Annotated in this window: 28 protein-coding genes and 1 pseudogene; 5 read left to right on the top strand and 24 right to left on the bottom strand. The window is 44.1% G+C overall.

The annotated features are described in order from the left end of the window. Positions 1-4 precede the first annotated feature (4 nt). Positions 5-646 (top strand): methylthioribulose 1-phosphate dehydratase, encoded by a 642-nt coding sequence (gene mtnB / locus EIM92_RS14615; protein WP_125083272.1) that lies wholly within the window; start codon positions 5-7, stop codon positions 644-646. A 23-nt stretch (positions 647-669) separates the two neighbouring features. Here the strand turns inward: mtnB and EIM92_RS14610 are convergent, their stop codons facing one another. The 4 genes from EIM92_RS14610 to EIM92_RS24230 all read right to left on the bottom strand — a co-directional run bounded on the left by EIM92_RS14610 (position 670) and on the right by EIM92_RS24230 (position 2,378). After that, positions 670-1,095 carry a hypothetical protein gene (locus tag EIM92_RS14610; protein ID WP_164515109.1) on the bottom strand — a complete coding sequence of 142 codons (426 nt, stop codon included), beginning with the start codon at positions 1,093-1,095 and terminating at the stop codon, positions 670-672. After that, the gene (locus EIM92_RS14605; protein ID WP_164515108.1) at positions 1,070-1,690 is read right to left on the bottom strand and encodes an MFS transporter; all 621 of its coding nucleotides are present in this window, start codon (positions 1,688-1,690) and stop codon (positions 1,070-1,072) included. Before EIM92_RS14605 ends, EIM92_RS14610 begins: the two co-directional genes overlap by 26 nt. Positions 1,691-1,706: 16 nt before the next feature. Further along, a complete protein-coding gene (locus EIM92_RS24235) occupies positions 1,707-1,997 on the bottom strand; it encodes a hypothetical protein (protein ID WP_125083269.1) in 291 nt (96 codons plus the stop codon). A gap of 72 nt (positions 1,998-2,069) precedes the next feature. Beyond that, positions 2,070-2,378, bottom strand: coding sequence for a phage terminase small subunit-related protein (locus EIM92_RS24230; RefSeq protein WP_246020980.1), 309 nt, complete (start codon positions 2,376-2,378; stop codon positions 2,070-2,072). A gap of 85 nt (positions 2,379-2,463) precedes the next feature. Between EIM92_RS24230 and EIM92_RS14590 the strand changes: the two genes are divergently transcribed. After that, positions 2,464-3,045 (top strand): hypothetical protein, encoded by a 582-nt coding sequence (locus EIM92_RS14590; RefSeq protein WP_125083268.1) that lies wholly within the window; start codon positions 2,464-2,466, stop codon positions 3,043-3,045. Here EIM92_RS14590 and EIM92_RS14585 read toward each other — a convergent pair. Beyond that, complete coding sequence (locus EIM92_RS14585) at positions 3,042-3,254, bottom strand: hypothetical protein (RefSeq protein WP_125083267.1); 213 nt, start codon at positions 3,252-3,254, stop codon at positions 3,042-3,044. The genes EIM92_RS14590 and EIM92_RS14585 overlap by 4 nt on opposite strands. Before the next feature lie 127 nt (positions 3,255-3,381). Between EIM92_RS14585 and istA the strand changes: the two genes are divergently transcribed. Further along, positions 3,382-4,869, top strand: coding sequence for an IS21 family transposase (gene istA, locus EIM92_RS14580; RefSeq protein WP_125084303.1), 1,488 nt, complete (start codon positions 3,382-3,384; stop codon positions 4,867-4,869). A 1-nt stretch (position 4,870) separates the two neighbouring features. Further along, entirely contained in the window at positions 4,871-5,596 is a 726-nt protein-coding gene (istB, locus tag EIM92_RS14575) for an IS21-like element helper ATPase IstB (RefSeq protein WP_125081065.1), read from the top strand. Between the two features lie 288 nt (positions 5,597-5,884). On the opposite strand, the gene EIM92_RS14570 is transcribed toward istB, so the two are convergent. From EIM92_RS14570 to EIM92_RS14545, 8 genes are all read right to left on the bottom strand, one after another. Then, positions 5,885-6,736 carry a DUF5677 domain-containing protein gene (locus EIM92_RS14570; protein ID WP_125083265.1) on the bottom strand — a complete coding sequence of 284 codons (852 nt, stop codon included), beginning with the start codon at positions 6,734-6,736 and terminating at the stop codon, positions 5,885-5,887. Between the two features lie 222 nt (positions 6,737-6,958). Beyond that, on the bottom strand, positions 6,959-7,195 hold the full coding sequence (locus EIM92_RS24610; RefSeq protein ID WP_342772862.1) for a DNA methyltransferase: 237 nt from the start codon (positions 7,193-7,195) through the stop codon (positions 6,959-6,961). Between the two features lie 69 nt (positions 7,196-7,264). Next, the gene (locus EIM92_RS24605; RefSeq protein ID WP_342772861.1) at positions 7,265-7,759 is read right to left on the bottom strand and encodes a hypothetical protein; all 495 of its coding nucleotides are present in this window, start codon (positions 7,757-7,759) and stop codon (positions 7,265-7,267) included. A gap of 75 nt (positions 7,760-7,834) precedes the next feature. Continuing rightward, entirely contained in the window at positions 7,835-8,107 is a 273-nt protein-coding gene (locus tag EIM92_RS24600) for a ParB N-terminal domain-containing protein (RefSeq protein ID WP_342772860.1), read from the bottom strand. 52 nt (positions 8,108-8,159) lie between these two features. Continuing rightward, positions 8,160-8,711 carry a hypothetical protein gene (locus EIM92_RS14560; protein WP_125083264.1) on the bottom strand — a complete coding sequence of 184 codons (552 nt, stop codon included), beginning with the start codon at positions 8,709-8,711 and terminating at the stop codon, positions 8,160-8,162. A 245-nt stretch (positions 8,712-8,956) separates the two neighbouring features. Further along, complete coding sequence (locus EIM92_RS14555; protein ID WP_125083263.1) at positions 8,957-9,472, bottom strand: hypothetical protein; 516 nt, start codon at positions 9,470-9,472, stop codon at positions 8,957-8,959. Positions 9,473-9,491: 19 nt separating this feature from the next. Beyond that, the gene (locus tag EIM92_RS14550; RefSeq protein WP_164515107.1) at positions 9,492-9,650 is read right to left on the bottom strand and encodes a hypothetical protein; all 159 of its coding nucleotides are present in this window, start codon (positions 9,648-9,650) and stop codon (positions 9,492-9,494) included. 757 nt (positions 9,651-10,407) lie between these two features. After that, positions 10,408-10,905 carry a hypothetical protein gene (locus tag EIM92_RS14545; protein ID WP_125083261.1) on the bottom strand — a complete coding sequence of 166 codons (498 nt, stop codon included), beginning with the start codon at positions 10,903-10,905 and terminating at the stop codon, positions 10,408-10,410. A gap of 297 nt (positions 10,906-11,202) precedes the next feature. Here EIM92_RS14545 and EIM92_RS14540 point away from each other — a divergent pair, with 297 nt between their 5' ends. Then, positions 11,203-12,555 (top strand): IS4 family transposase, encoded by a 1,353-nt coding sequence (locus tag EIM92_RS14540; protein ID WP_125081488.1) that lies wholly within the window; start codon positions 11,203-11,205, stop codon positions 12,553-12,555. 633 nt (positions 12,556-13,188) lie between these two features. On the opposite strand, the gene EIM92_RS14535 is transcribed toward EIM92_RS14540, so the two are convergent. From EIM92_RS14535 to EIM92_RS14485, 11 genes and pseudogenes are all read right to left on the bottom strand, one after another. Continuing rightward, the gene (locus EIM92_RS14535) at positions 13,189-13,680 is read right to left on the bottom strand and encodes a hypothetical protein (protein WP_164515106.1); all 492 of its coding nucleotides are present in this window, start codon (positions 13,678-13,680) and stop codon (positions 13,189-13,191) included. A gap of 1,233 nt (positions 13,681-14,913) precedes the next feature. Then, a pseudogene (locus tag EIM92_RS14530) lies at positions 14,914-15,601 on the bottom strand (DNA cytosine methyltransferase); the annotation flags it as partial. A 292-nt stretch (positions 15,602-15,893) separates the two neighbouring features. After that, the gene (locus tag EIM92_RS14525) at positions 15,894-16,730 is read right to left on the bottom strand and encodes an undecaprenyl-diphosphate phosphatase (protein ID WP_125083260.1); all 837 of its coding nucleotides are present in this window, start codon (positions 16,728-16,730) and stop codon (positions 15,894-15,896) included. 116 nt (positions 16,731-16,846) lie between these two features. Then, entirely contained in the window at positions 16,847-17,458 is a 612-nt protein-coding gene (locus tag EIM92_RS14520; RefSeq protein ID WP_125083259.1) for a DedA family protein, read from the bottom strand. Positions 17,459-17,477: 19 nt separating this feature from the next. Next, positions 17,478-19,430, bottom strand: a complete 1,953-nt coding sequence (locus EIM92_RS14515; protein ID WP_125083258.1) for an FtsX-like permease family protein — start codon at positions 19,428-19,430, stop codon at positions 17,478-17,480. Continuing rightward, positions 19,405-20,175 carry an ABC transporter ATP-binding protein gene (locus EIM92_RS14510; RefSeq protein WP_125083257.1) on the bottom strand — a complete coding sequence of 257 codons (771 nt, stop codon included), beginning with the start codon at positions 20,173-20,175 and terminating at the stop codon, positions 19,405-19,407. Before EIM92_RS14510 ends, EIM92_RS14515 begins: the two co-directional genes overlap by 26 nt. A gap of 130 nt (positions 20,176-20,305) precedes the next feature. After that, positions 20,306-21,277: a HAMP domain-containing histidine kinase gene (locus tag EIM92_RS14505; RefSeq protein ID WP_125083256.1), complete on the bottom strand. Its 972-nt coding sequence runs from the start codon at positions 21,275-21,277 to the stop codon at positions 20,306-20,308. Then, positions 21,274-21,975 (bottom strand): response regulator transcription factor, encoded by a 702-nt coding sequence (locus tag EIM92_RS14500; protein WP_125083255.1) that lies wholly within the window; start codon positions 21,973-21,975, stop codon positions 21,274-21,276. The genes EIM92_RS14505 and EIM92_RS14500 overlap by 4 nt, the downstream gene beginning before the upstream one ends. 131 nt (positions 21,976-22,106) lie before the next feature. After that, entirely contained in the window at positions 22,107-23,189 is a 1,083-nt protein-coding gene (locus tag EIM92_RS14495; RefSeq protein WP_125083254.1) for a hypothetical protein, read from the bottom strand. Between the two features lie 28 nt (positions 23,190-23,217). Continuing rightward, on the bottom strand, positions 23,218-23,709 hold the full coding sequence (locus tag EIM92_RS14490) for a hypothetical protein (RefSeq protein WP_125083253.1): 492 nt from the start codon (positions 23,707-23,709) through the stop codon (positions 23,218-23,220). Beyond that, entirely contained in the window at positions 23,706-24,191 is a 486-nt protein-coding gene (locus EIM92_RS14485; RefSeq protein WP_246021426.1) for an RNA polymerase sigma factor, read from the bottom strand. Before EIM92_RS14485 ends, EIM92_RS14490 begins: the two co-directional genes overlap by 4 nt. Positions 24,192-24,369 lie beyond the last annotated feature (178 nt).

Here is a 24,369-nt window from a genome sequence, read left to right as displayed (position 1 = left end):
AAAGATGAGTTTTACAGCTATTTCTTTAGAAGAGAAGCAATCCGCGCTGGACGAGCTGCGAAAGGTCAAGCAGCAATTTGCCGCACGGGGCTGGTTCCCCGGGACAAGCGGTAATCTCTCCATCCGCGTTGGAGAGTACTCACCTGACTCATTCCATTTCGCGGTCACCTCCAGCGGCAAAGATAAGTCCATTCACACACCGGAGGATTTCCTTTTCGTAGATGAAGCCGGCGAGCCTTGTGAAACGACAAAGCTTAAGCCGAGTGCCGAGACGCTGATCCATGCCAAAATCTATCGAATGACCGGTTGCGGTGCCATTTTTCATGTGCACACCGTTTTCAACAACGTGCTGAGCGAATTATATGGAGATCAGGGCTATGTTCCAGTACAGGGCATCGAACTGATCAAAGGACTTGGTATCTGGGAGGAAAACGCAGCAATTGAAATTCCGGTGCTGCCGAATTATGCGGACATCCTTTCAATTGCCAAGCTTGTGCCCGGCGCATTGAAGCCAGAAATCCCAGGTATATTGCTGCGCAATCATGGTATCTACGTATGGGGCAAAAATGCCTTCGAGGCGAAGCGGCATTTGGAGGCGTTCGAATTTATTTTTGAAGTGGAGTACCGTAGGTTGGCATTAAAATAATAAGATATCTTGTATTTCTGATATTAATTAGCTGTCTCAGCCGAGACAGCTTTTTTATGTCCCTCCTCTTGCTCTATTTTCACACGCTTATCCAAGGCTGGCGTAATACAAATGAATAAAATCAAACCAATCCCACCCAAAATGGCGATCCAAAGCGTTGTTCCAAGCTTTTCTAGAAATGTGCTTAGGATTACCGTAATCGCACTCACTAACATGGCCAAACTGTTTCTCATCCCGCTCACAGCCAAATAGGAAGCCCGGGCATGCTCAGGAGGAAGATGAGCCAGGTATGTGACAACAAGAATTGTATTTTCCGTCCTCAGCAAGCCAGTCAGTTCAATGCCCCCAATCCGCCAGCCGAATAGACTTTGTTCGGGAATTTCCTGCGCAAAGCGAATACTTATATAGTTAGCTAATTGAAATTCAGTAGATAACAAGAATTCCAGCAAATACATACCACATAAATACTTTGTCGCTAAAAACATTTCGATAATTCGTGAAAAGTTGAATGATATGTCCCTTCAAATTTCTACCCTTATTGGCTTGGTTAACTGCAAAGCTCTCCTCACTCTCCTTAATGAAGAAGATGATCAAATTGCAGGTAACTAATGAAGCAGCAGACAAGGCTATTAACAGCTCGAATAAGTAATTTTTGAATAATAGGCCTCCAAGGACACTTCCGATCGCTATGGACAAATTACTTGCCCAAAACATAATTGAATACATCCATTTACGCTCGTCCGGCTCGCTTACCTCGATCAGCATAGCTTGTGTGGCTACCATTGACAACGCCGAGCATATACTATGTATAGTCATCATATAAAAAGTAACCGTCGGAGATAGGAACCAAGGCGAATTACACACCATCATCGTAAAAAAAGCAAAGAATCGGAGAACTTCCGCAAGAACGATCACCCGCTTCCTCCCATAGCTATCTGACAAATATCCCCCCAGGAAACTGGTCACAATTCCGATCATGATATTGATCAATAGAAATGCCCCAGCCGTATTTACGCCAAAATGGGCGGAATAGTAAATAGCCATAAATGGAAATATCATATTAGATTTCATACATTAGCTTTATGGCCTTCAACTTCTTGTCCTGAATACGGGTTAGAACTTCTTCTAAAGAAATGATATCCTTAATCGCCCGGTAAGACGTCTCCCCAATCTGAGATTCTACCAAGTAATTTCTTGTGACCGGGATCGTCTTGGTTACACCTGTTTTTTCATCGTGAACAGTCATGGCTTCTTTGATCGCCTTCAGCTCATAAAGTACCCGTCGCTGCTTCTCAGTCAGACCGTTCATCAGTTTTCCGATTCGCTGCAGCAAACGGCGCTCCCGGATCATCAGCAGCTTAATAGCCTCATCAGCCTGCTGGACAGGATCGGTATCAATCTGGTCAACTAGCTCCTGCTCGTCTTAAAATCGTTTCATATTCCCCAGTGGTGACAGCCTTCTTATTGCCGTGTGGCCCGCCGGAGCCGCCGCGGTTTCCCCCTTGCATTCTACCTTTAGGAGCACCGCCACGGTTACCGACTTGTATTTGTTACCCTTTGGGGCTCCGCGCTTTTGTTGTACAACATTCCATTTATCCCGCTGTTTCCATACAGCAATCTTCTTTTCGTCTACGCCTAGCATCTCGGCTATTCGCCTATTGGTGATGTCTCCTCCGTGTTCCAGCCATATTTCTTTGGCATGGTCACGGTTCGGATCGCGAGCCCTCGCCATTACATTATCACCACCCCCGTAATTTAAGAGAATCAAACAACCGATAAAAATAATAAATAATAAATAAATAGAAAGAGGTACTATTATGCAATTATTTCACTGGTACGAAATTATTGTTGCATTAATTTTCATTTTCCTTATTGCCGTTGATTGGTATTTGTTTAGAAGATTTGAAAAAGACTTACAGACGCCTTTTAAGAATTTGAAAATTAACGAAAAAAACATATTTTCTGACTACAAAATAACTGATACTCTTTACCAGTCCTATAAACAACTATCACCTGGAAAATTTAAAATTGTGAAACTTAGTGTAAAATCGCATGATATTAACAATAATCCACTTACTCAAATAATCGACGTTTTCTTAAAGCTAGTACTAACACTACTGTTAACGGTTATGGGGGTATCAGTTACCATTTTTGTTGCATTGCTAAGCTTTTTAAATACGAACACCGAGCTAAAAAAGGACTCTTTCTCATGGTACAAAAACGTTCAAGATATTCTTGATGCATTGAAAAACGGAACTTCCGCCTATCTTACTGTGAGTTTTATTGGGATAGTTCTCTTTGGTGTAGCTATGAATCATATTCTTTTAAGTCACAAAAGAAAAACCCTGTATAAACGTCACTTGACGGTTATTGAAGAGATTGAAAAAGAACGATCTTAAAATTCGTCCTTCTGCAATTCGATATCTTTTTCTATCAGCTTTTTCAGGTCGTCGACCATTTTAATTTCGATCTTGCCGTCCTGAAAGTCCTTAACCCACTTGGCAATGCCGGCTTTAATGATCTTGCGATACTCTGCCTTACTTTCAAGAATGCCTTCCATTACCGCAAGCTCATGTTGCAGCAAGATGTCCTTATTTGTTTCTTGCATAATAAAAGTGCCTAATATTGCAGCGTAAAAATGCCGAACTTTGATGCAAAAAAGAGACACTTGTCAGCATCCCATTATCATCCTATCGTTATGTTTGCGACAACGTAGCGAGAGGAGAAATGAAAGGATGTTGAAAATGCCTCAACAAGACTATATCAGATTTCTACGCGAAGTAGAAGGCTGTTCTGTAAATGAAATAGCTGAACGTGTGGGGGTTCATTGGCGAACAGCAAAAAAATATGCCGATCAAACTAACTGGAATGTATCTGTGGCCAAACGAAAAAGTAGAAGTCCAGTCATGGGGGCATTTATGGAGATTGTCGATACGTGGTTGGAAGAGGACCGCTTGCTCCCCCGAAAGCAACGTCATACAGGTGTACGCATTTTTCAAAGGTTACGTGACGAACATCAATTTACAGGCGGACAACGTACAGTGCTAGCCTATGTGCAGAAACGAAAGAGTGAAATGGAACTGGAACGTGCCAAAACGTATGAACGACTAGAACATCCGCCTGGAGAGGCTCAAGTCGACTTTACGACCCTTGAGGTAAGCCAAGGGCACCATATGCTTACATATAAACTTCTGGTGATGTCTTTCCCGCATAGCAACGCTGCATTCGTTTATCCGACACCGGCGGAAAATCAGGAATGCTTCTTAGAAGCGATGAAGCAATGCTTCGAACAGATGGGCGGTGTTCCTCAGCGGATATGGTTCGACAACCTGTCTGCCGCCGTCGTGCATATCGAGAAAGGAGGCGAGCGGCAATTAACCGAAGGCTTTCTGCGATTCTGTGCCCATTACCGGTTTGAAGCTGTCTTCTGCAATCCGTATAGCGGTCATGAAAAGGGGCATGTGGAAAATAAATGCGGCTACTCTAAGAGGAACTGGGCCGTCCCCATTCCCATCTATGAAAACCATGAACAACTTGTCGCGTATTTCGCTGAGCAGGCAACTCAAGATCACCAGCGTAAGCATTATGCTCAAAACCGCCGAATCGCTGATCTGTGGGAGGATGACCGACGTAAGCTCCTTACATTGCCGGAGCATGGATTTGATGCTTTTCGCTTGGCTGCTGCGGTAGTCAATAAGTACGGGGAAATTCGGATTGAAGATACGACGATTCCGTTACTAGGAATGGTTGCGCCAGGTAGCGAGGTGCTGATCCAAACGTTCTGGGATCGTCTGGTTATCCTGAACGGTCACCACCAGAAGATTCGGGAGGTGCCTAGACCTTACACGGGACGAACGGCGGACGTTCCGTGGTCGAAAGTATTTAGCGGATGGTTGAGAAAACCGCGCAGTGTTACACATTCGCAGTTCCTTCGCATGCTGCCGGAGACACTGCACGTGTATGTGACGGTGAAGGATCTGGCTGAGCGAAAAGAGCGCCTTCAGGCGCTGTTGCACTGGAGCGATGTGTACACCATAGAACAGATCCAAGAGGCAATCGCTTTGCTAGGCCAGGATGCGGCAGTTTCCCGCGTCACGGGTATCCTTGGTATGAAATATGGAAGCCGAGACTTGCCCATTACGTGGGAGGAGAAGCTGTCGCCCCCGGGAACTCGTTTGGAGGGCTCTCTTGAGCGCTACGACCAGCTTGTGGGGGTGAGCTAACATGCCAACAGAATTAGCCAATTTATGTCGGCAGCTACGATTGGCCCATGTCATGGACTATGTATCGCTTCAACAAAATGAAGAGATTCGAAGCATTGTGGAACAGATTCTAAGTGCGGAACTGGACGGACGCCGCCGTGCCAAGCTGGGAAAGCTCGTCCAGCAGGCAGGATTTCCGCATATTAAGACCTTTGAGGGGTATGCCTATGACCATATCACTTTTCCGAACGGCAGCAGTCCAGAGAAAATTCAGGGATTGGAATGGTTAGAGCGCAAGGAGAATTTACTCTTAATGGGTGCCGTAGGCACAGGCAAGACGCATATGGCAACGGCATTGGGTGTGGAGGCTTGTCGCCGTGGCAATGCGGTGCAGTTCTACCGAGCCTCCGATTTAGTTGCCATGCTTCAGGAGAAATTTACGACGGGAACACTTAACCGATTTCGAGATAAGTTGAGAAAAGTTGACTTGCTCATTCTTGATGAGGTTGGTTACGTCCCATTCAACCAAACCGGTTCTGAACTATTATTTAACGTGATAGCGGATTGCTATGAACAAAAGAGTGTGATCGTTACATCTAACTTAGAGTTTGGTCAATGGACATCGATATTCGGCGATACCAAACTCACGTCAGCACTCGTCGATCGTCTGGTGCACCATGCTCATATTCTTTCCTTCACAGGTGAGAGCTTCCGCTTCAAGCAAGCAATGGAACGAATTCCTATGTAACTTTGATGCTGGCAAGTGGGTTTAGCACTTTTGGCTGCAAAACTAAGCATTTTCTACTTGCAAAACACACTTATTATCTACATGTGTTCCCATTGATGTTCCCCTCGGCTTCCGTGTAGAATGGTGTCGAGATAGCGGATATCAGCAAAATGCCACGCGTGGCGGGCCGCTATCTCAGCCGGGGGATACCCTGGGTGAATGGGAAGACGTTAGCGCGTCTTCCTTTTAATTTTGGGAAAAGAAAACCGCCTAATTACAGGCGGTTAAACAAACCCAAAGGATTAAATATCAATCAAAGTATTTTGTTATTTCATCAAAGAAAATATTAAAGTCCTCCAATTGATCTTTTAAATATGTTTTTAGTAAGTAAGCTGTGCACATCGAGAAAAGCCTCGTCCCTAAATAAATTGGCATTTGTAATGTATCTATAGATCTAAGAGGTTGAAACTGAACTCCTCCGTCTTCTATTAACCTAATCCCATCTAAAGAAACGAATCCATGTGCTTCTAAAGAAAAATTAGAATAAATCAAATCATAAACATCTTTCAAATTCACTCTCTCTGATAGTTGCTTAAGAGAACGTGGTCCATTGAAAACTGAATACCAATTTGAATGGACATCCGAATTATTTCTTATTTTAACAAGCTTATTTTTTTGCCTTTTCCACTCGTTATAATTCTTTTGTTGATAACCATTTAAATTTTTATTATGATCATCTATTTTCTTTTGTAGCTTTTCTGCAGAGAGAATTCCTTTTCTATCAAGCGAGAGTGTTTTTTTACAAGCTTTTATCTCTTCCATCGCAAAGCCGACATAATAAAAATTGGCCCGTTCTTCAATCTTTGCATGATCAATTAGAAGATAGCTAAAGTTAGCACTGGCTTCAAATAAACTTCTAAGAACCACTATGGAACTGCTTTTAGAGTTGTGATCCACTAGTAGATATAAACCATCAAGTAGTTCCAATACGTTTCTGTAGAGAGATAGGACAATTACTTCAGTATTTGCGAATTTATCGTTATCTCGTATAATTCCTTTCATCACTAAATCGCCATAACTTATACATTTGCTTAATTGTATTTTTTTCAGATCTTCCTCTTCATAATCAGTGTACAATCGATCAAGTTCTTCTCTTAACATCTCTCGCCCCTCCATATATAGGCCTTATAAAAGAATAGCATATCGGAGATATTTCTAATACATGCATAGATCTGATAATGAAAATATGAAAATCAATTTCCTTCCGATGAAGTAACATTGGTTCAATACCCGTCATATATTGATGCCGTTTCTTGATAACATCACAAAACTTTGGATCCAACTCCATCGTCCGACAGACTCGACCAAGTTGATCACATGCCATCAGTGTAGAGCCGCTTCTCCGAAGAAATCGACAACTATGTCTCCATTCTGGCTGCTGTTCCTGATCGATATAGCCAGCAACTCCAATGGCTTCTGTGTGAGATGAACGTACTTGCTGACATCCCCGCGAGATACCTCCCACACTGTCGATGGCTCCGGCTCATCAACGAGCAAACCCGAACGCCATACGGTCGACTGCCGGCGGTCGCCGTACCAAGCTGGCGCCTTTCCTTTCAAATGCCCATTAAAGACCGGTTCGTGCTGCCAGCGATACTGCGACCATCCGAACGATGCAGCATTTTTGACCTACACGCATTGACTCCTAACAACGATGCCGGCTGCGTTCATAGCATTCTCAAACTCCCGCTGATAGGAAGGTGAGTGAATTGCCGATGTTGGCACCATGATCTCAGAATACCTTTGAAAAACGGCATTCAAAAAACCCGCAAATTCCTCTGCGGGCATGTCATCGTTCATTATGGAGTTGGTGCCGGCTTCTGCTAATCGAGCAGAGTCACTCTCAACAGCTACATTATACGGAGGGTCAGAGACGACCAACGCTGCCTTGGCATCACCCATCAGCCTGGCCATGTCTTCCGGATTCGTTGCATCACCACACATCAGCAAATGCGGGCCAAGCTGCCAAACATCCCCGCGCTGCATCTCAGGCTCATCGATTTGCTCGAGCGCCTTGCCTACGTCGAAATCATGCTCAACCACCGGGGGATCTACGTCTGGAACGTATGGCAATGCTACAATCAGATCTCCTATTTCGTCCTGACCAAACCCCGACAGATCCAAGTCCGCCCCGGACTCCTGTAACTCCAAGAGCTATCGTGCAAGTGCTCGGTCATCCCCAGCCGCCTGACACCTTGTTCAATGCCAGGTTAAGCAGCCGATCCTGCTGATCGTATCCACGACGGAAACAGCCACCTCGGTCTGGCCAAGTTCGTTGACCAGTATCTTATATCGCTGATGGCCACCGACCATGTTCCCTGTTCGCTCGTTCCATACTATGGGTTCGACATAACCGAATTCTTCTATGCTCCGCCGCAGCTTCTCATACTCCAGATCGCCGGGCTGTAAGTCGATTCGCGGGTTGTATACCGCTGCGCTGACACGGTTGATTGGTGTAGTCTTGATGTTCATCCGATCACTCCTTCCAAAGAAAAAGCACCCACAGGTGCTGGGTGCTTGAATATCAAATCACTCCATTATTTCTTAAATTCTTCATTACCTGTGGGTTATCTTCTTCTATGCTATAAAAATACACTTCATCAACTTGCTTCTCAATATCCCACTCGTCAATACTCCACTCATTCGTGGTAATCAGTATTACTTTTCTTGAATTTGTATGTGCAAGATCTTCAAGAAAAATTTTATATCGTTTAGGATTATTCAACACTGTTTGAACAGGGAAGAAGACAGTAAAACAATTATCGTTGCCTGTAGGATTATTTTTGGTAGAAGTAGCATAACTGTTTATAACAACTGTCATCCTACCTAGATCATATGTAGATGTGGACTTTATTGTAGTCGGTAGATGGTTTTTCTTAAAGGCTCGGTTAATAAGGAAAGATATTTCTGACATAGAAGAAGTTCTGATGATTCCTCTTTCAAATGTTTTATTCAAACAAGATAAAACAACTCTTAATTTGGCGTCTTCATCATAGCCTCTTACCAAAAGAAATTTTTTAGTGTCATCATTTAAGAAGTTTAATACTGCTTCAATGGCTCTTTGTTCATCATTCAATGCCCTTACCTCCCTTTCGTTATTAATCTATAATTCGACAAAAGACAAGCTTTCCCTTGCAGTTATTGTGTTGAGTTGGATTCCTGTATACGGGCAAGCGAAATAGGGGCGAACGGCTTCACTGTTGCCCCTCCCTGCCCTTCTATGATATTTCAGCTATAAATGGACATCCAGAACATATGTGTTTAAAATCAGGCTTGAATCACGGCGTATGTGGAAAAGAAAAAGCACCTATTAAGGTGCTGTTAATGATCATAGTTTTGAATAGCATATTTCCCAAAAATAGCAATTAAGCCAGTCATCAACACAAGTAGGGAAATAGTAAGTGGTACATAATAATTAATGATATCTATTTCTAATACATAGTAATACCCTATTAAATTTAAATAAAACGCGCAAGACAACATTGTATAGACCGGAATTTTGTTTTGAACCCACTGTCTTCTTTGGATCCTTAGATTCGGAGCATTATCCTGTTTTCCCCAATAAATTGCATAAAGAAACAAACATAGAATATAAACAATAAACAGCACTAAAACGAGTCCTGCACTGATTATCTGAATTATCGAAAAAAGTGACTTCCATTCTTCATATCCTATTTTTTTTGAGAAGAGTGCCAGTGTATCTAAAAATTCGTTATTTATTTCAGGCATGTTCTTCCTGATATAAGTTAACACCAGCAATACAAAAGAAGTGAAAATTAGAACCTTTGAAATACTCAGATCCTTTAATTCTCTCAAATTTGCGACCACATCAAACATCTCAATTTCCCTCCTATTTTCAAAATTCGACATCAGGAGGGATTTCCCTTCTTAACACATCGGTGCTTGCTGCAAAATTGCTTTGTACCTGTCCACGATCCCCAAATACACCATTTGCACTTCTTAGACTGCCTTGGCTCCGATCGCGGTCGGCGCAGCTTATTACGTTTCCCGCCATGTCTTCGTTCACCTCTATTTCTCGGCTGTTCCGATCTACCGAATGTCACCTTAACAAACCATTTGAGAATCTTTACGATCCATCACGCTCCGTTCGACAAAATAAAAAAGCCGCTCCAGGAAGGAACGACTTCGAATTATTTATGTAATTGTTGCCAAAGAGATCCGTTAAATCTTGCGTCCGTACCCGGCCGCCGCAAAATTGCTGCGCTCTTTGCTATAAAGCATACGTACTTAGTAACTGGATACGTATGGCAAGACCATTTTAATGAGCTGCGGAAAATGAAGTCAAAACTGAATTTATGGATTTCCCCGAACTATTAATCCCTTTGCTCTGGATTCCTGTTAATTACAGATTATTTTGATAATAGAAGAGGCAGGAAGAGTTACGCCCCGGTTCATCGCCACATTCATACAGCCGTGCGTGTCATTCCCGCCTATTTCTATGCTTACATATTATCACGGAAAATCCGTCACATGGTGCACAACTTAGGGTCAAATTACGTTCAAGTTGTGTTCATTTTAGGGTCAGAATTCGTAAAATATGCAGTATCAATTTTACTAGTCTTACTGAGTTTCATTTTTATACACCTATTAAGAAAACGTTATTTAGGCATTTTATTAGGCAAGTCTATAATCTCACTTTTTAAATCAATATTTAGAATAAACACAGCAAATAGTATCAAAATAATAAGTACTCCCAGTATTATACCTAATACAACTAAGGTTCGCTTCATATAACAGCCTCTCTGTAATTATTAAAGATTATATATACCCCCGTCAAATTGTTGCGCCTTATTAATCCAGATCCATGATTCTTTTGAGGCAAGAACCATCCCGTAAATCGATTCTTTAAATTCCCAAATACAAGTAAAATAAGCATACTGTCCATCACTAGTGATGTATGGAGTGCTAGGATTCGCACTAATCTGCGCAAGAGGCACAAAGTTCTGAATAACATCAGCAGAATGTCTCAAAATTCTAGAAACTACACTGGTGTCTTTTGCAATTTCTTTAATTTCCACTTCTAGAGAAGTCCTCATTTTAATCCAGTCAATACCTAGAACTGTAGCAGTAGATTCGACGCCTTTACTAACTATTATCGTATCTCCCACTGCCATCGGAGATATCCCTCTGCCGATTAAGGATGAAGAGGTTGAGTTGTCAACTGCCTTTGTACTTATAACTAAATCACCATTAAAGAAAGTTTGTTTACTATTATCTTCTGCAGTCGTTGTTGTAATTGCTGTGAACATTACTTTTACAAACTCAGGATCATTTAAATATTCTAGTATCTTTTCTTGCTTTTCCCTCGGTGCATTTTTGTATTCATCAATAGTAGTTACGCTTGTGAGAGAGTTCGTAGATTGTTTTTGATTTGTGGTAGATTCTAAATAACTTACTCAACTTTCGCACCTAGAAAAATGACTTAAACCCTTGAGTGCGCAAGAAGAATTCAATAGATTTACTCGTATTGACAAAAAAACACCTTGCTTGTTTGGTATCATGGAAGTGTCTAATCAACCATACCAACAAGAAAGGTGTGTAACCCTATGTTACAACAACATTCCCTGTCTGAACAGTCTCACTTTCCCAAAATTTTTGCCAGTCTCCACATCGGAAAAACGTTACGACAAGCGGGTATTTCTAAATCTTTCGGTCTTTCAAGTCTAGCGATTTTCCAAATCGTGTTCTCTTTGGTCTTTGAGGGGAAAAACTGGTTTCGACTCCTGGAAAGTGATCGCGGAGCAGATCTTCCCGGCAAGGATGTTATCTACCGTTTTTTGAATCAGGCTTCTTTTGCTTGGCGGCGCTTTTTGCAGGCTTTGAGTCTTCGAATCGTGCACCATTTCGAATCGCTCATTTCGTCCCACCGGGTACGTGTGTTCATTATTGACGATTCCGTGCTCAGCCGAAATCGTAGCAGAAAAGCGGAACTCTTGGCACGTGTATTTGACCACTCCACAGGCAAATTCACCAAAGGTTACACTATGCTAACGCTAGGCTGGTCAGACGGATTTAGTTTTGCTCCGCTTGATTTTGTCATGCTGTCTTCCGCTAAATTAGCCAACCGTCTGTGCGAAATGGCTTCGAATCTTTCCAAACGCAGTAACGGCTACAAACGCCGGATGGAGGCCTTTTCTCGAAAGCCGGATGCTGTCGTAGCCTTGCTGGAACGAGCCTTACGTGGAGGATTCACCGCTGATTACGTGCTTATGGATAGCTGGTTTACGCAAGCTCCACTGCTTCGCGAGCTCACTGGCCAAGGTCTGCCCGTGATTGGCATGGTTAAAGAAATGAAACAACGCTATCTAGTTCAAGGCAAGCGAATGACACTGCGCGAGGTGTTTCAAAGCCTTCCTGCATCGAATGCCAAAGATATTAAAGGCTCGATCATCGTACACACCGCCTGCGGTCTACCCGTGAAGCTTGTGTTTGTCCGCAACCGGAATAAAAAACGGGAGTGGCTGGCGATTTTAAGTACAGATGTGACGCTTGATGCGACTGAAATCGTACGTATTTACGGTATGCGCTGGAGCATAGAGACCTTTTTCAAAGTCACCAAAAGCTACTTAAAACTGGGAACCGAATTCCAAGGCCGCTCCTTTGATCAGCTGATTAGCCACACCACGATTGTATTCAGCCGATATTTGGCGATGGAATACGAACGACGCCAATCGAGTGATGACCGAACATTGGGAGGACTCTTTTTCCTCTTTGCTGATGAGGTCCGCGATCTAGATTACCAGACTGCACTTCAGCAGCTCATGAGTTTATTTCTCGAAATGTCCCAGGCGAAAACAAAGAAGAACAAAACAGCTGTATTTTGTCAACTACAGGAATGGATCTCCGGTTTACCCAGCTATATTAAGGGTTTGTTTGGAGATTTGAGCTGCGAAAGTTGAGTAACTTATTAATGCTTCTGGTGTTTTGAATTGTAAATTTGAAACGGAATCAGCACTTACATTTGGAATAAGTACCAACATTAACACAAAAGACATTAGAACACTACAAACTTTTTTCATCCCCTAAACCCCCTATAATTATATTATTTCCTTCATATAATTAATCATTCCATATTAGGATTAATTATACATTTCATAGTACCAGCTAGCGAATGATATTGCAATGCTTTTGTCTCATTTTTTTACAAATTAGTTATATATTATGGTGGAGACAAAAGAAAAATACCAGTTAAGGTACTTTTTTAGAAACTTCTCTAATATAGGGTTCATACGTACAAGTGTACTTAAATGAGACCTAAACTCGATCCTCTCTGCACGTAATTCAATTAATACCGCAGTAATTTTTGCAAATTTTCTCATCAAAATTCTTCATAAACTTGTTGTAAAATTTTCTTGGTAAAGCATCATTAATCCTATCCACTAATATTTCTGCAACTTATTTCTGAGCTTTTAGAACAATAATTACAGCGCTTTTTTACCGCAGCTTTTCTTTATTGATTCATTCAAATAGGGCATGAATATTGCTTTCTTCCCTCTTTCATACTTCATAATTTAAATTTACTCTATAAAAAATTAGAATTTCGCATCGTCCTGCTCGAAGAACCCCATCAGTTTAAGAGTGTTCGCAATAGTTTCCGTACCATCATCTATCTTGCGGCGGATCGTGCTATCGCTCATGCTGTGACGGAAAAAAAACAGGGTTTCTTTGCGAGAATACCCTTTAAAGTACCGGTATTCTACTGCTCGCTTAGCGTCATCGTCTTGGATCAGCGCCCAGGCTCGCCGCAGCTGCTGAGTGTAGAACTTATATTGCTTATATACCCAACGCTGTTTTTCAATCAGTATGGCTGCATTCGCCGTCTTGTCCGCGTGAAAATCCTCCTGATCGATGCGGCGCGCTGCTTCGCCATCTATGGCCATCTGCTTCAGCTCTAGCTCGTACCTCTCAAAATCTTGCATTAACGCAATCATTTTTGTATACTTTCCGAGCAGGAATTTCGTACGCTGGATCTCCTGCTCATTTGCTGTTGGAAAGAGTTCCCCTTGTCCCCATGCCATCGCCATTCCCCTCAATCCCCTTTATGGTATAATTATTGAGAGGAAACATTTAACGATTGCCCCCAGCGCCCCTGTTTCGGAGCAGTAGTTTTGTAAGGATACTCGTTCTGTGGTTTGGGTGGTTTGTCCGCGCCGAACACTTTGAGGTACGCCGATATGCTCAGGCATCAAAAACTCTCACGCTTCATTCCTTTGTCTGGCATCGTTTTTCCCATTTATGCTGCTATATTTTCAAACTATGAAAAAAACGAACTTTCTTTTGGAAAATGTTCAATCAGATAATATAAGGAGGTATTCAAAGATATGAATATTGAGACAATAAAGTAATTAGACATTTATTGTTGTGCACGAAGACGCATTAAAATTCTACACATTTTAAAGATTTAGTTTTAGAGGCGAGCCCAGACAAAGGCGTAAATATTTCAAACTCCCAAAACCAAAGCTTTACTATAAGAGAATCCTGGGGTTATCAACAAGTCGAAATAATCATAAATGGATGCCATTACGCTCCAGCAAATCGTGATCTTCAGATCGTTAGGGACAGCGTACAAGATATTTTTGAATCAATTGACCTCGATAGTAAGACTAACTCAATAGAAAAGTATCAATTAAAATCCTTGATCGAATCTTTTGTAGCTCAAGCTTAGGCTTCTTCCTGCTTTTAAAACCCTCAGGATCAGGGGGCTGTTTTATTGTTACGCTATTCGTGTCTACTATCTACCTACACATCGCAGTAATCCATACAGCACAAATCCATCTCATCCCTTCTAAGCCACAAAGCCCTTCAAAATAAAGTCATCTGTTCAAATTCTAACTGCCGTACCGCTCGGGATTCTCACCCTATTAATAAACTTGGCTGGACCTGGCGAAAGCGTGTGAATATCATGCGTCCAGTCGTCGGGTGGCGAGCTCCTTATGCTGGCCAACAGCGATATGCACTCTTCGTGCGAGAACTGTCGGGTCATGTTTCTCCCCCTATCTATGAATAAAATTTCAGCTGCCTGTGAAGCGGCAGAACGCCTGAGCTAAGACCCCGAAGCTTTTAAGAAATAATATCCCCGACTGTGCACCTATCCGGATTCTTCCGTTTAGCTAGTCTCCTCTTCGCCGTTGGTGTAGTGAGCCAACGAATATAATCCGGTTTCACCTTCAGTACTTCAGCACATTCTTCAGCAGTGCCCATGGCTAGCAGTTCGTTACCTTTGTATACAGCATATTCTTTTCAATTGGACTACCTCCTCATATCGATAAGGCTATTTGACCTGATCTTTGGTTGTATCGCTCAAAAGTGAGAGTGTTTCCTGATCCCACACACAATTCTGGAAGATTCGCCTTTACCAGCGCTTCGGCAAACAGTGGAGGCACGGCGTTACCGCAGCGGGCTACCTGGGCGCTCTTAGATTACTTTTTTCCGTCAGCATCCACATCAATAATGTGGTTGCTTGGAAAGCCCTGCGCCGCGAACAACTCGTACGGCTCTAACATCCTCATACCGATATCGATTATTTGATAATCAACCCCATGAATTGTGACCAGGCCAAAACGATCTTTTGTTGTGACCGTGTGCAGCGGTTCGCCCAACTGCTGCCCATTGTCGGCGCTGCCGTAATATTTCAACAGGAAGACTCTGACTTCTCCGATATGCAGCCCACCGGCTGTTATTGTATGGACTGGTTCATCTGCTGCATGACCGATATTTGTCCCTCGCATTTTGATTAAATGACTAGTTACAAGAGCTGATTTCCCGCCTTCCCCCGCCGTGACGGTGCCTATAGGATCATTTACGGGCTTCCGACGGACTCCCTAAATGTCGGGCAATGTGAGCTGTTACCAAAGCATGATGATCTACTGTCGTGATTGTTGACAGTGGGTCTTCTAAATCTGCCCCCGGCCCCGTATAATTCCTGCCATAATGCTTAGCAAGGAAACCCAATCGCTGTGCTCAAAAAAGACTCCAAAATTCTAATTTTAATCGTTCTGTAGAATTTAAAAAACCTCATGAAGCCGCCCCCATTTATGCAATTTGCTCATTACAAAGCATAATGGGTATTCTCCATGAGGACTAATACATATTTTAAACCGAATCATCAATTAAATTGATGGGTAGAAGGTATTTACAGACTTGGGAATTTGTCTTTCTGTTCTGCTTTGATCCACGAAATAAAGTTTGCTGCAGCCGGGGATGAGATTGGCGCTTTCGTACCCCATTCCCGTCCATATTAGAAGAACACGACCCAAATCACAACGGCTAACACAATCCGGTAAATCGCAAACGGCATCAGTTTGATACGGTTGATTAGCTTCAGGAAGAAACGGATCGATAGCAGAGCGAATACAAAGGCACTGATAAATCCGGCGATAAAGAACGGCAGCACATCCAGAGTCATATATTCCCAGTTCTTCAAGAGCGAGATTGCACTGGCCCCGCACATGATCGGTACTGCCATGATGAAGGTAAAATCCGCCGCTGCGCGGTGACTCATACCGGCGAGCACACCTCCGGAAATCGTAGAGCCTGAACGAGAGAATCCGGGCCAAATCGACAGACATTGGATCAAACCAACGATGAATGCGTGTCCATAAGTCATTTGATCCACCGACTGAATCTTCGGCTCTTTTGGGCCGAATTTATCGGCAGCGATCATCAATATCGCTCCTAGCACAAGGCCGATCAGTACCGTGGACGTCGAGAACAAATATTCATCGATATAATCCTCGAACAACACACCTAGAATCCCGGCGGGAATCAGACCGACAATGACTTGACCTAGCTTCAGTCTTGGCTCCCCTGCGCTAACGACCTGCCTGCTAAATCGGGATAGCCCTAGTAAATTAAGGATTCGATCCTTGAATACCACCAAGACAGCCAGGATAGAGCCGAGCTGGATCACGACTTTGAATGTATTCGCCGCATACTTGGAGGACAATATTTGCTCGGTCTTAAGCCACATATCGTCCACGATAATCATATGACCTGTCGAAGAGACTGGCGCAAATTCAGTAACACCTTCTACTAAGCCTAGAATGATCGCTTTTATAATATCCCAAAATAACATGCTCTTACTTCCCTTCTTATCCGATGTGCTGGGCGAATGCTATAATTCAGCGCCATTTCTAATAGCAAGCCTGCACAAAAAACTCCTTTAATAGGACAGATGGTCTTCCATCTACATCAAGAAGCCTTTTTCCTCCTGCGGATGAACCAAATCAGGAAGATAATAGCGCCTGCCCCGATAACAGCATAGGCTATATTCGAATACACATCCATGAATTCTACGATCTTCTCCCAGGAGCCACCCACCGCTGCACCTACAGAAACTAGAATAATATTCCATATCAGCGTCCCGATCGTTGTAAAGAGCAGAAACAAGCCGAATTTCATTTTGGCCATGCCGGCCGGAATCGAGATCAGGCTGCGAATTAGCGGAATCATACGGCAGAACAGAACCGTCCAATAGCCATATTTGTCAAACCAAGCGTCCGCTTTGCGAACGTCCTCTTTCTTGAGCCGAAGATATTTACCCCATTTGTCAATGATCGCTTCGAGTCGATCAACGTTCAGGATATAGCCTGCTCCGTACAATATGACAGCTCCAAGCACCGATCCAAGCGTTGCAGCAATAATGACGCCAACCACCGTCATGTTAGTATAAGTCGTCATGAAACCGCCAAACGTCAGGATGACCTCGGATGGGATCGGCGGGAAAACATTCTCTAACGCGATAAGCAGAAATATGCCTATGTACCCAAATTGCTCCATAAATTCCGTAATCCAGTTCTCCATATAAACCTCCACGTAATTATCATAGAATAGCTTTTCTTACGTTTCGCAAATACCTTCTGCGAATAAAGTAAAAGTAAATGACCTGTACAATAAAAAAACTAACGAGAATAAAGCCAGCTTCCACCGCAATGGAGAAATTAAAATAGCTTTGCAGAGCGATAAAAGCAAATAGGCTGTGAATCATCGCCATGCCGATGGGCACAAAGAAGAGCAGTCCGATTTGCCGAGTAACCATTGTGTTGATTTCCTTCCACGTCACGCCAATCTTCGACATTGTTGCATACTGTCTTCGATCATATTCCAAATCAGCGTACAGCCTGAAATACAAGAAGCTTCCTGCTGCGATAAAAAACACAGTGCCAACGAGTAGCGCAATAAACAGCATCGTGCTGTAAATGCTGGTCTGAACGGCAAATAATGTTCCGCTTACCGTCATCGCATAGGGTTCATTTGCTTCGTAGATCACCTTGCCATTTTGAGTCAAAGCACTGCCAATGCCCTCGCTCTCCTCGAGAGCGTCCAAATAAAACCCAAAGTACCAGTCCTCTTCCGTGACTGCCGGAAGCTGTCTCATCCATTCATCGCTAACGACGAGACCGCTAAACTTACCCTCCATTCTGCCTCCAAGTTCGAGGGTTAAATATTCTGGAATCGGTATATGACTTGTAATCCCTGTCTCCACGAGATTAAGATCGGTGCCCGGGATCGTGTATGAGACAAGCTGCCGCTCCTTCAGCAAAGGTCTCTCACGCTGCGACCCCAGCATAATGAGCGCATTCCGGCCTGCCAACGGTTCATCTTCGACTGGAATCCCCGCTGCGGCGATCAGACGTTCATAATCTGAGAAAGCGATCAGCGGGATACGCTGAAGCTTTCCCTTCCCACTCGATCCTTCTAATACGTCTACGATTTTTATCGGCAAACTGATGACTTCATAGGTTAATCCCCGAGCTGTCAGCTCTCGTGTAATCTCTTGCAAATGAGCTCTCTCCGTCGGATTATTTACCTTCGAAACGTAACCGACCGCTGCCAGATAATCCTGCCTGAATTCATGTGACAATCGATGAATGGAAGCGAACACCCCAATCGCACAAAACGTAACAGTCGAAATGATCGTGACAAGAAACAGCATCGAAGCATTTTTCTTCATCCGATGAGCCAGTGCGGAGACCGTCACGATATTCGTCCTCCGCCAAAACAGCTTGCGACGCTTCCTCACCGCCTCCACGAAATAAACGCTGAAGTAGGTATACAAAAGGTATGTCCCCATTACCGTCATTAAAGTCACAGGTACCATACGTATAACAACAGTCAGCGCGGTTGAAGTTGCCGCCAAATAATAGCTAAGCAGCAGGAGGCCGATGGCCAAACTCGACAACGCAAGCGACTTCCTCGGCGGTTCGGCTGAACGTTGACCGGACTGAAATAGCTCTATGAGCCTATTGTTGCCAATCAATCCAGAGGTACAAATCGAGATGAGGAGAAACAACACGGCAAAGGCCCCTAGCGTCAGCAGCACGGCCAACCAAGATATATGGAACTTCAGGTGATCAATGCCCAGCATATTGGCCCCAGCCATCAGGAACAACTTGGCGGTAACTAATCCGGCTATAAGCCCAGTCACCATAGATGCGCCGCCAATGGCCATATTCTCCATGAACAACATCCGATTAAGCTGTTTTCTAGTCATACCGTGAAGTCGCAAAATCCCCAGTTCTCTCTTCCGCGATTGCAAAAATGAGCCTACCGAGTAGATCACGAAAAAAAACGAAAAAAAATACACCGTGCCTTCCGCGACCTGCAGCGCCTCAACCGCTTGATCGTAAATCATGTTCTCCTGAATGCCGGGATGGAATAAGAACAAGGCGCACAGAAAAAATATCATCACAGAAAACGAACTGCTCAAATAGTAAGCGGCATAGGTTCGTTTGTTACGCAGCACATGGTTAAAGGCGAATTGTCGAAAGGTCATGTATATCCCCTCCGAGCAGCGACAGCATATCAATGATTTTCTGAAAAAAAGCCTGCCGGTTGCTGCCCCGATAAATCTCGTTATAAAATTTTCCATCCTTAATGAAAATGACCCGATGGCAGTAGCTGGCTGCTACAGCATCGTGCGTAACCATAAATATCGTTGCCTGCTCCTCCTGGTTCATCGAAGAGAAAGCCTCCATCACTTCACGGGAAGATTTGGAATCCAAGTTCCCCGTCGGCTCATCAGCTAGTATTAACGATGGCCGATGAATCATCGCGCGGGCAATCGCCGTCTTCTGCATCTCTCCACCCGATACCTCGTACGTATACTTGTTCAGTAACTCGCTGATCCCTAACCTTTGCGCAATCGCAGCGGCCTTGCTTTCCATTTCACGAACAGGCGTACCATCCAAGGTTAAGGGAAGTACAATGTTCTCCTCGATCGTCAAGGTATCCAGTAGATTAAACTGCTGAAAAATAAAGCCCAGCTCCCGACGGCGGAACAATGCGGCTGCATCATCGCTCATCCGGTGGGGATCCCGCCCCTCGATCATTACTTTTCCCGAGGTCGGTTCATCAATCGTGGCAATTACATTCAGCAAAGTCGTCTTGCCGCTACCAGATGGCCCCATTACGCCGACGAACTCCCCGCGTTCCATTCGAAAGGAGACGCCCTGAAGAGCCCTGGTGGATATTTTGCCTTCATAAATTTTAGATAATGAACTTACCTCTAGCACCGGCATATGTCCATGTCTCCTGTCTGGTAGGAATGTAGGGATGCTAACAGTATACGATTTTTAGGCTCCGATAAGCCACATTATTACCTTACACTTCTCTTACAACTCTGTAAGCTAGCCGTTTATGCGCATGTAACTAGAACAAGATTCGTACGACCGTTCCTTTACCCTCGATCGATTCAAGTTCTATCTCATGACCGAGCTTATGACATATTTCTTTGGCCAGGTACATGCCCATGCCTGTGGATTCTTGGAATTTCCTGCCGTTCTCCCCCGTAAAATAAGCATCAAACACGCGTGGCAGATCGCTCCCGGGAATGCCTATACCTTCATCCTCTATTTCAAGGATGGTTCGCCCGCCCTCTTGATTGGCCCGAAAATACAGCTTACCGTTCTCCTTCGTTGTATAGCGGACAGCATTACTGATTAGCTGGGTCAACACAAAGTCCAGCCATTTCTCATCAGAGACGATGGACAACTGCTGCTCCATGTGGAGAACAGGGAATACTTTACCGCGAATAAACAATCGTTTCTGCGTGGAGGTCGCCCTGCGTACCACCTTCTCAAGCGCAAGGGTCTCAACGTAGAGATCATGCTCGAACAGATCAAGTCGAGCGGTATATAAAACCATGTCCAGTCCCTTTCTCAGCCTGTCCAATTCATCGGCAATCGCCATCGAGCGCGGATCGCTCTCCTGCTGGATCATTAAATGGATGACGGAAATCGGCGTCTTCATTTGGTGCACCCACTGGTTAATGAATTGAATATGGCTTTCGATTTTTTCCGTATGCTCGTTCAACTCGGATAAATAATGGCGGTATTGCAATTTCAACAGACGGTGCAATGCTTCAGACAAAGGAGATTCGGGTTTCACATCGGTAAAATCGCCTATCGATGCAACAGGCTGCTCCAGTCTCCGATAGAAGCTGCGGTGGGTCATATAGCGAAATACGAGATATCCCGTCAGCAGACAACTGCTTAACAGCACGGCATACAAACTGACTGCGACATTTCGGTAACCGTCCAGCCAGTATACAAAGGTCACTACAATCAATTGTACAAAATAGATCATGATGACAGGTCGCTGCTCTCTTAAAAACAGCTTCATCGTCGCTCTCCCCAACTAGGCACGAGCCGATAGCCTTGGCCGCGCACGGTTTGCAGCGCATCCTCAATGCCTAATGTAGACAGCTTCTTCCGCACCCGGGTGATATACACGTTTAACGTATTGTCATCCACGAACACTTGATCATCCCATATTTTTTCCAACAGGCGATCTCGGCTTACAACCTGTTCCACCTTCATCATCAGTTCGTCCATGATTTTCATCTCCGTATGACTAAGTTCAATCTTAGTCTCATCCAATCGTAAGCAGAACCGTTCCCGATCCAGATGGAGACCATATACATCCACAGGACGATCAGCAGGCGCCGCTGCATATGTCCCATAGGCCCGGCGGAGCTGGCTATTTATTTTAGCCAACACGATATCATAATCAAAAGGCTTTGTTATATAGTCATCTGCCCCATTTTCCAGTGCCATCACCTGATCCATTTTGCCATCACGCGCCGATAGGAATAAGATGGGGCATGTCGACAAATTACGTATTTGCCGGCACCAATAATATCCGTCATATTTGGGCAAATTTACATCCAGCAGCACGAGGTGAGGCGCAAATTGCTGAAACTGTATTTTAATGCTATCGAAATCCGTTACTGCAAAGGTGTCGTAATCGAACTTATGCAAATAAGCCTCCAGCAATTTGACCAGTCCCGGATCATCTTCAACGATGAAAATTTTAAACATGCTCGCTCTCCTTTATTATTAACGGAAAATTACTCACTCCTAGTTAACCCTCCTCTATCTTAGCAAAAAAAAGCCCCTAGAGGCGAAAAAGAAGCTCTGCCGAAATGCAGAGCCTCTTCTTCTTAATCCAATTAATAATCATCATAACGGCTTCCTTTGTTCTTGCTTCTTGAAAGCAGCTTGAACCCGCCCCCTATGAGCACTAGGGATACAATAACCGGTCGCAAATACGTGTCAATAAAATACTCGATTCGAAATTCCGGAAGGAAGCGGTTGAATATCGGAACGATTAAGCTCATTGTCACGTAATAGATGCCCAGGAGCAGCAAAATTAAACCAATCCAGTTCTGGTTGTCCCCTTTCCAATCAAAAAGCGGGCGATCCTCCAGGGGTATATGGTCGTACCTGCTCGTCGCTTGCAGCCCGTCAAAAAAACTGTAGAACCATATGACCGGCACGATAAACAAAAATAACGACAGTCGCAGCACATCGATAATATAGAAGCTTCCTAGAAATAATACCATCAGCTGGAGACCCCGTTTTTGCATTCCGAGATACATCTGTCCCGCCCCCGGGAAGGCGGATAAGAGCGTTGCCAGCACTTTGCTGCGCTTCCCCTCGCCTCGCCCTGATTCCCACTCGTCGAACAGCGTGCGATCAACCAGCAGCTCTCCAGCCTGTTTGCGATGAACCAGCTGGACGGCATCGAACATGCAGTATAGCCATATAATCGGTAGCAGGCCGAGGAATAACAGAAATACGGTCTCATTGGTCAAGCCGGTAATAACGAACATTATTGTAATCAAGCCGAAGAAGCTGATCAAAAATGATAATCCCCGCTGCATCAAACCAAGCTGAAAATGGCCTAGACCAGGCACAAACGATAATAAAATCGTATAGAAGCGCTCAGCATCCGCCTCGCCTTTACGCGTTGATTCGTACGGATAGCTCGACAGATCCGCAGCAGGAGCTCTAAGCAGAGTAATCGTAATATCCAGCATACTGATGCACCAAAGCACAAAAGCGCATATGGCGGCAGCCAGCATAAATCCCCCGTCATTGCTTGCAACGGCTACCAGGAAGCCGAGCATCAATCCGCCGAAGAAAAATAACGGGTACAAAATTCCTCGGACTTTACGCCCCCAATATAAATGGCCCAGGCCGGGAATAAAATTTAACATGAACGCCAGCATGCGGTTACGGTATCTTGGCAATATAAACCCATCCTTTCTAAAGAGTACTTTATGGCTTCAATTGATCAATCCAACCTGACGTTTTCTCCATAATCCGTTCGCTTAATGGCGGCTCCGAGGAAGGAGGGACGACATGATAAGCACCTGAAGTCATGTGGTCAAATACCCCGAACGATAACAGAAACAACGTAATTGACGCAGCAATAACATAATTAAATAGCGGGTGCTCGCGTATGCGGCGTTTACCAGCTTGCCGCTTAACTTCCCCTCTTGCTTGCTGCGCCTCACCTGAAGCAGGAAGCCTATGCATCAGCTCTTCGATGAATGCATCCTCCTGCTGCAGTCCGGGCAGCCTCTCCTCAAGGCTGGATAGTGCTGCCATGTATGCTTCAAGTGCATTAGGATCATGTACAAGCAATGACTCCGCATGTTTGGACTGTTGCTCATCCAGCTCGCCAAGAATGTATTTGCTCCAGATGAGCAAATTGTCCTCATTGTTCTTGCCCTTGGTGCTTACTTTATTCAGTTCCCTTTCATTCATCGCCACTCTTCCTCCTTCCAATGCTCCCGAATCCATGATCTCGCCCGGTACAGCCTTGATTCCACCGATTTCACAGCAATAGAATATTCTGCGGCAATTTCGTCATAGCTTTTTCCTTCTAAATAAAAGGCCGTAATTATATCGCGATGTCCTGGCGGCAGCTCCTTAATTCGGCTTCGAAGCCGAAGCTTACGCTCCTCATGCATTAATTGCTGCAAGGTATCGTCCTCTTGAACTGGCGCAATATGTAACACTTCCGCGGGATCCCACTGCTCCTCCTTACGGCGATCCCGCTTCCGCTTCAAATCAATTGATTTATGAATTGCAATACGCGTCAACCAGGTTTTAAAGCCTTCATTACGATAACCGGGGAGAGATTTGTAAATTTGCAAAAATATTTCCTGCGAGGCGTCCTCGGCTTCATTTGCATCATGAAGAACAGAATAAGCAATCCGAAATACATATGTGCCGTATGCCTTCACCAATTCCCTAAATGCACTGCGGTCGCCCTGCTTTATTTTTAGAATAAGTGTCTTTTCCTCAATGACTCTCCCCTCCTTCCATAAATATAGACGAAGTCATCTGGCACTGCCCCTGCATATTTATTAAAAAATCTTTGAAAGTACTCCTCGCAAAAAAGACGCTGACGATTTCGGTAAT

It is taken from the genome of Paenibacillus lentus (genome assembly GCF_003931855.1).
GTDB lineage: Bacteria > Bacillota > Bacilli > Paenibacillales > Paenibacillaceae > Fontibacillus > Fontibacillus lentus.
The sequence above is the reverse complement of the archived record's forward strand: the minus strand, read 5'-3'. Positions and strand labels throughout refer to the sequence as shown.

What these genes read in the sequence shown, in the direction of transcription:
- mtnB (WP_125083272.1), top strand. Translation starts at nt 5, where the DNA reads ATGAGTTTTACAGCTATTTCTTTAGAAGAGAAGCAATCCGCGCTGGAC.
- EIM92_RS14605 (WP_164515108.1), bottom strand. Translation starts at nt 1,690, where the DNA reads ATGGCTATTTACTATTCCGCCCATTTTGGCGTAAATACGGCTGGGGCA.
- EIM92_RS24235 (WP_125083269.1), bottom strand. Translation starts at nt 1,997, where the DNA reads ATGATCCGGGAGCGCCGTTTGCTGCAGCGAATCGGAAAACTGATGAAC.
- EIM92_RS24230 (WP_246020980.1), bottom strand. Translation starts at nt 2,378, where the DNA reads ATGGCGAGGGCTCGCGATCCGAACCGTGACCATGCCAAAGAAATATGG.
- EIM92_RS14590 (WP_125083268.1), top strand. Translation starts at nt 2,464, where the DNA reads ATGCAATTATTTCACTGGTACGAAATTATTGTTGCATTAATTTTCATT.
- EIM92_RS14585 (WP_125083267.1), bottom strand. Translation starts at nt 3,254, where the DNA reads ATGCAAGAAACAAATAAGGACATCTTGCTGCAACATGAGCTTGCGGTA.
- istA (WP_125084303.1), top strand. Translation starts at nt 3,382, where the DNA reads ATGTTGAAAATGCCTCAACAAGACTATATCAGATTTCTACGCGAAGTA.
- istB (WP_125081065.1), top strand. Translation starts at nt 4,871, where the DNA reads ATGCCAACAGAATTAGCCAATTTATGTCGGCAGCTACGATTGGCCCAT.
- EIM92_RS14570 (WP_125083265.1), bottom strand. Translation starts at nt 6,736, where the DNA reads ATGTTAAGAGAAGAACTTGATCGATTGTACACTGATTATGAAGAGGAA.
- EIM92_RS24600 (WP_342772860.1), bottom strand. Translation starts at nt 8,107, where the DNA reads ATGAACATCAAGACTACACCAATCAACCGTGTCAGCGCAGCGGTATAC.
- EIM92_RS14555 (WP_125083263.1), bottom strand. Translation starts at nt 9,472, where the DNA reads ATGTTTGATGTGGTCGCAAATTTGAGAGAATTAAAGGATCTGAGTATT.
- EIM92_RS14550 (WP_164515107.1), bottom strand. Translation starts at nt 9,650, where the DNA reads ATGGCGGGAAACGTAATAAGCTGCGCCGACCGCGATCGGAGCCAAGGC.
- EIM92_RS14545 (WP_125083261.1), bottom strand. Translation starts at nt 10,905, where the DNA reads ATGTTCACAGCAATTACAACAACGACTGCAGAAGATAATAGTAAACAA.
- EIM92_RS14540 (WP_125081488.1), top strand. Translation starts at nt 11,203, where the DNA reads ATGTTACAACAACATTCCCTGTCTGAACAGTCTCACTTTCCCAAAATT.
- EIM92_RS14535 (WP_164515106.1), bottom strand. Translation starts at nt 13,680, where the DNA reads ATGGCGATGGCATGGGGACAAGGGGAACTCTTTCCAACAGCAAATGAG.
- EIM92_RS14525 (WP_125083260.1), bottom strand. Translation starts at nt 16,730, where the DNA reads ATGTTATTTTGGGATATTATAAAAGCGATCATTCTAGGCTTAGTAGAA.
- EIM92_RS14520 (WP_125083259.1), bottom strand. Translation starts at nt 17,458, where the DNA reads ATGGAGAACTGGATTACGGAATTTATGGAGCAATTTGGGTACATAGGC.
- EIM92_RS14515 (WP_125083258.1), bottom strand. Translation starts at nt 19,430, where the DNA reads ATGACCTTTCGACAATTCGCCTTTAACCATGTGCTGCGTAACAAACGA.
- EIM92_RS14510 (WP_125083257.1), bottom strand. Translation starts at nt 20,175, where the DNA reads ATGCCGGTGCTAGAGGTAAGTTCATTATCTAAAATTTATGAAGGCAAA.
- EIM92_RS14505 (WP_125083256.1), bottom strand. Translation starts at nt 21,277, where the DNA reads ATGAAGCTGTTTTTAAGAGAGCAGCGACCTGTCATCATGATCTATTTT.
- EIM92_RS14500 (WP_125083255.1), bottom strand. Translation starts at nt 21,975, where the DNA reads ATGTTTAAAATTTTCATCGTTGAAGATGATCCGGGACTGGTCAAATTG.
- EIM92_RS14490 (WP_125083253.1), bottom strand. Translation starts at nt 23,709, where the DNA reads ATGAATGAAAGGGAACTGAATAAAGTAAGCACCAAGGGCAAGAACAAT.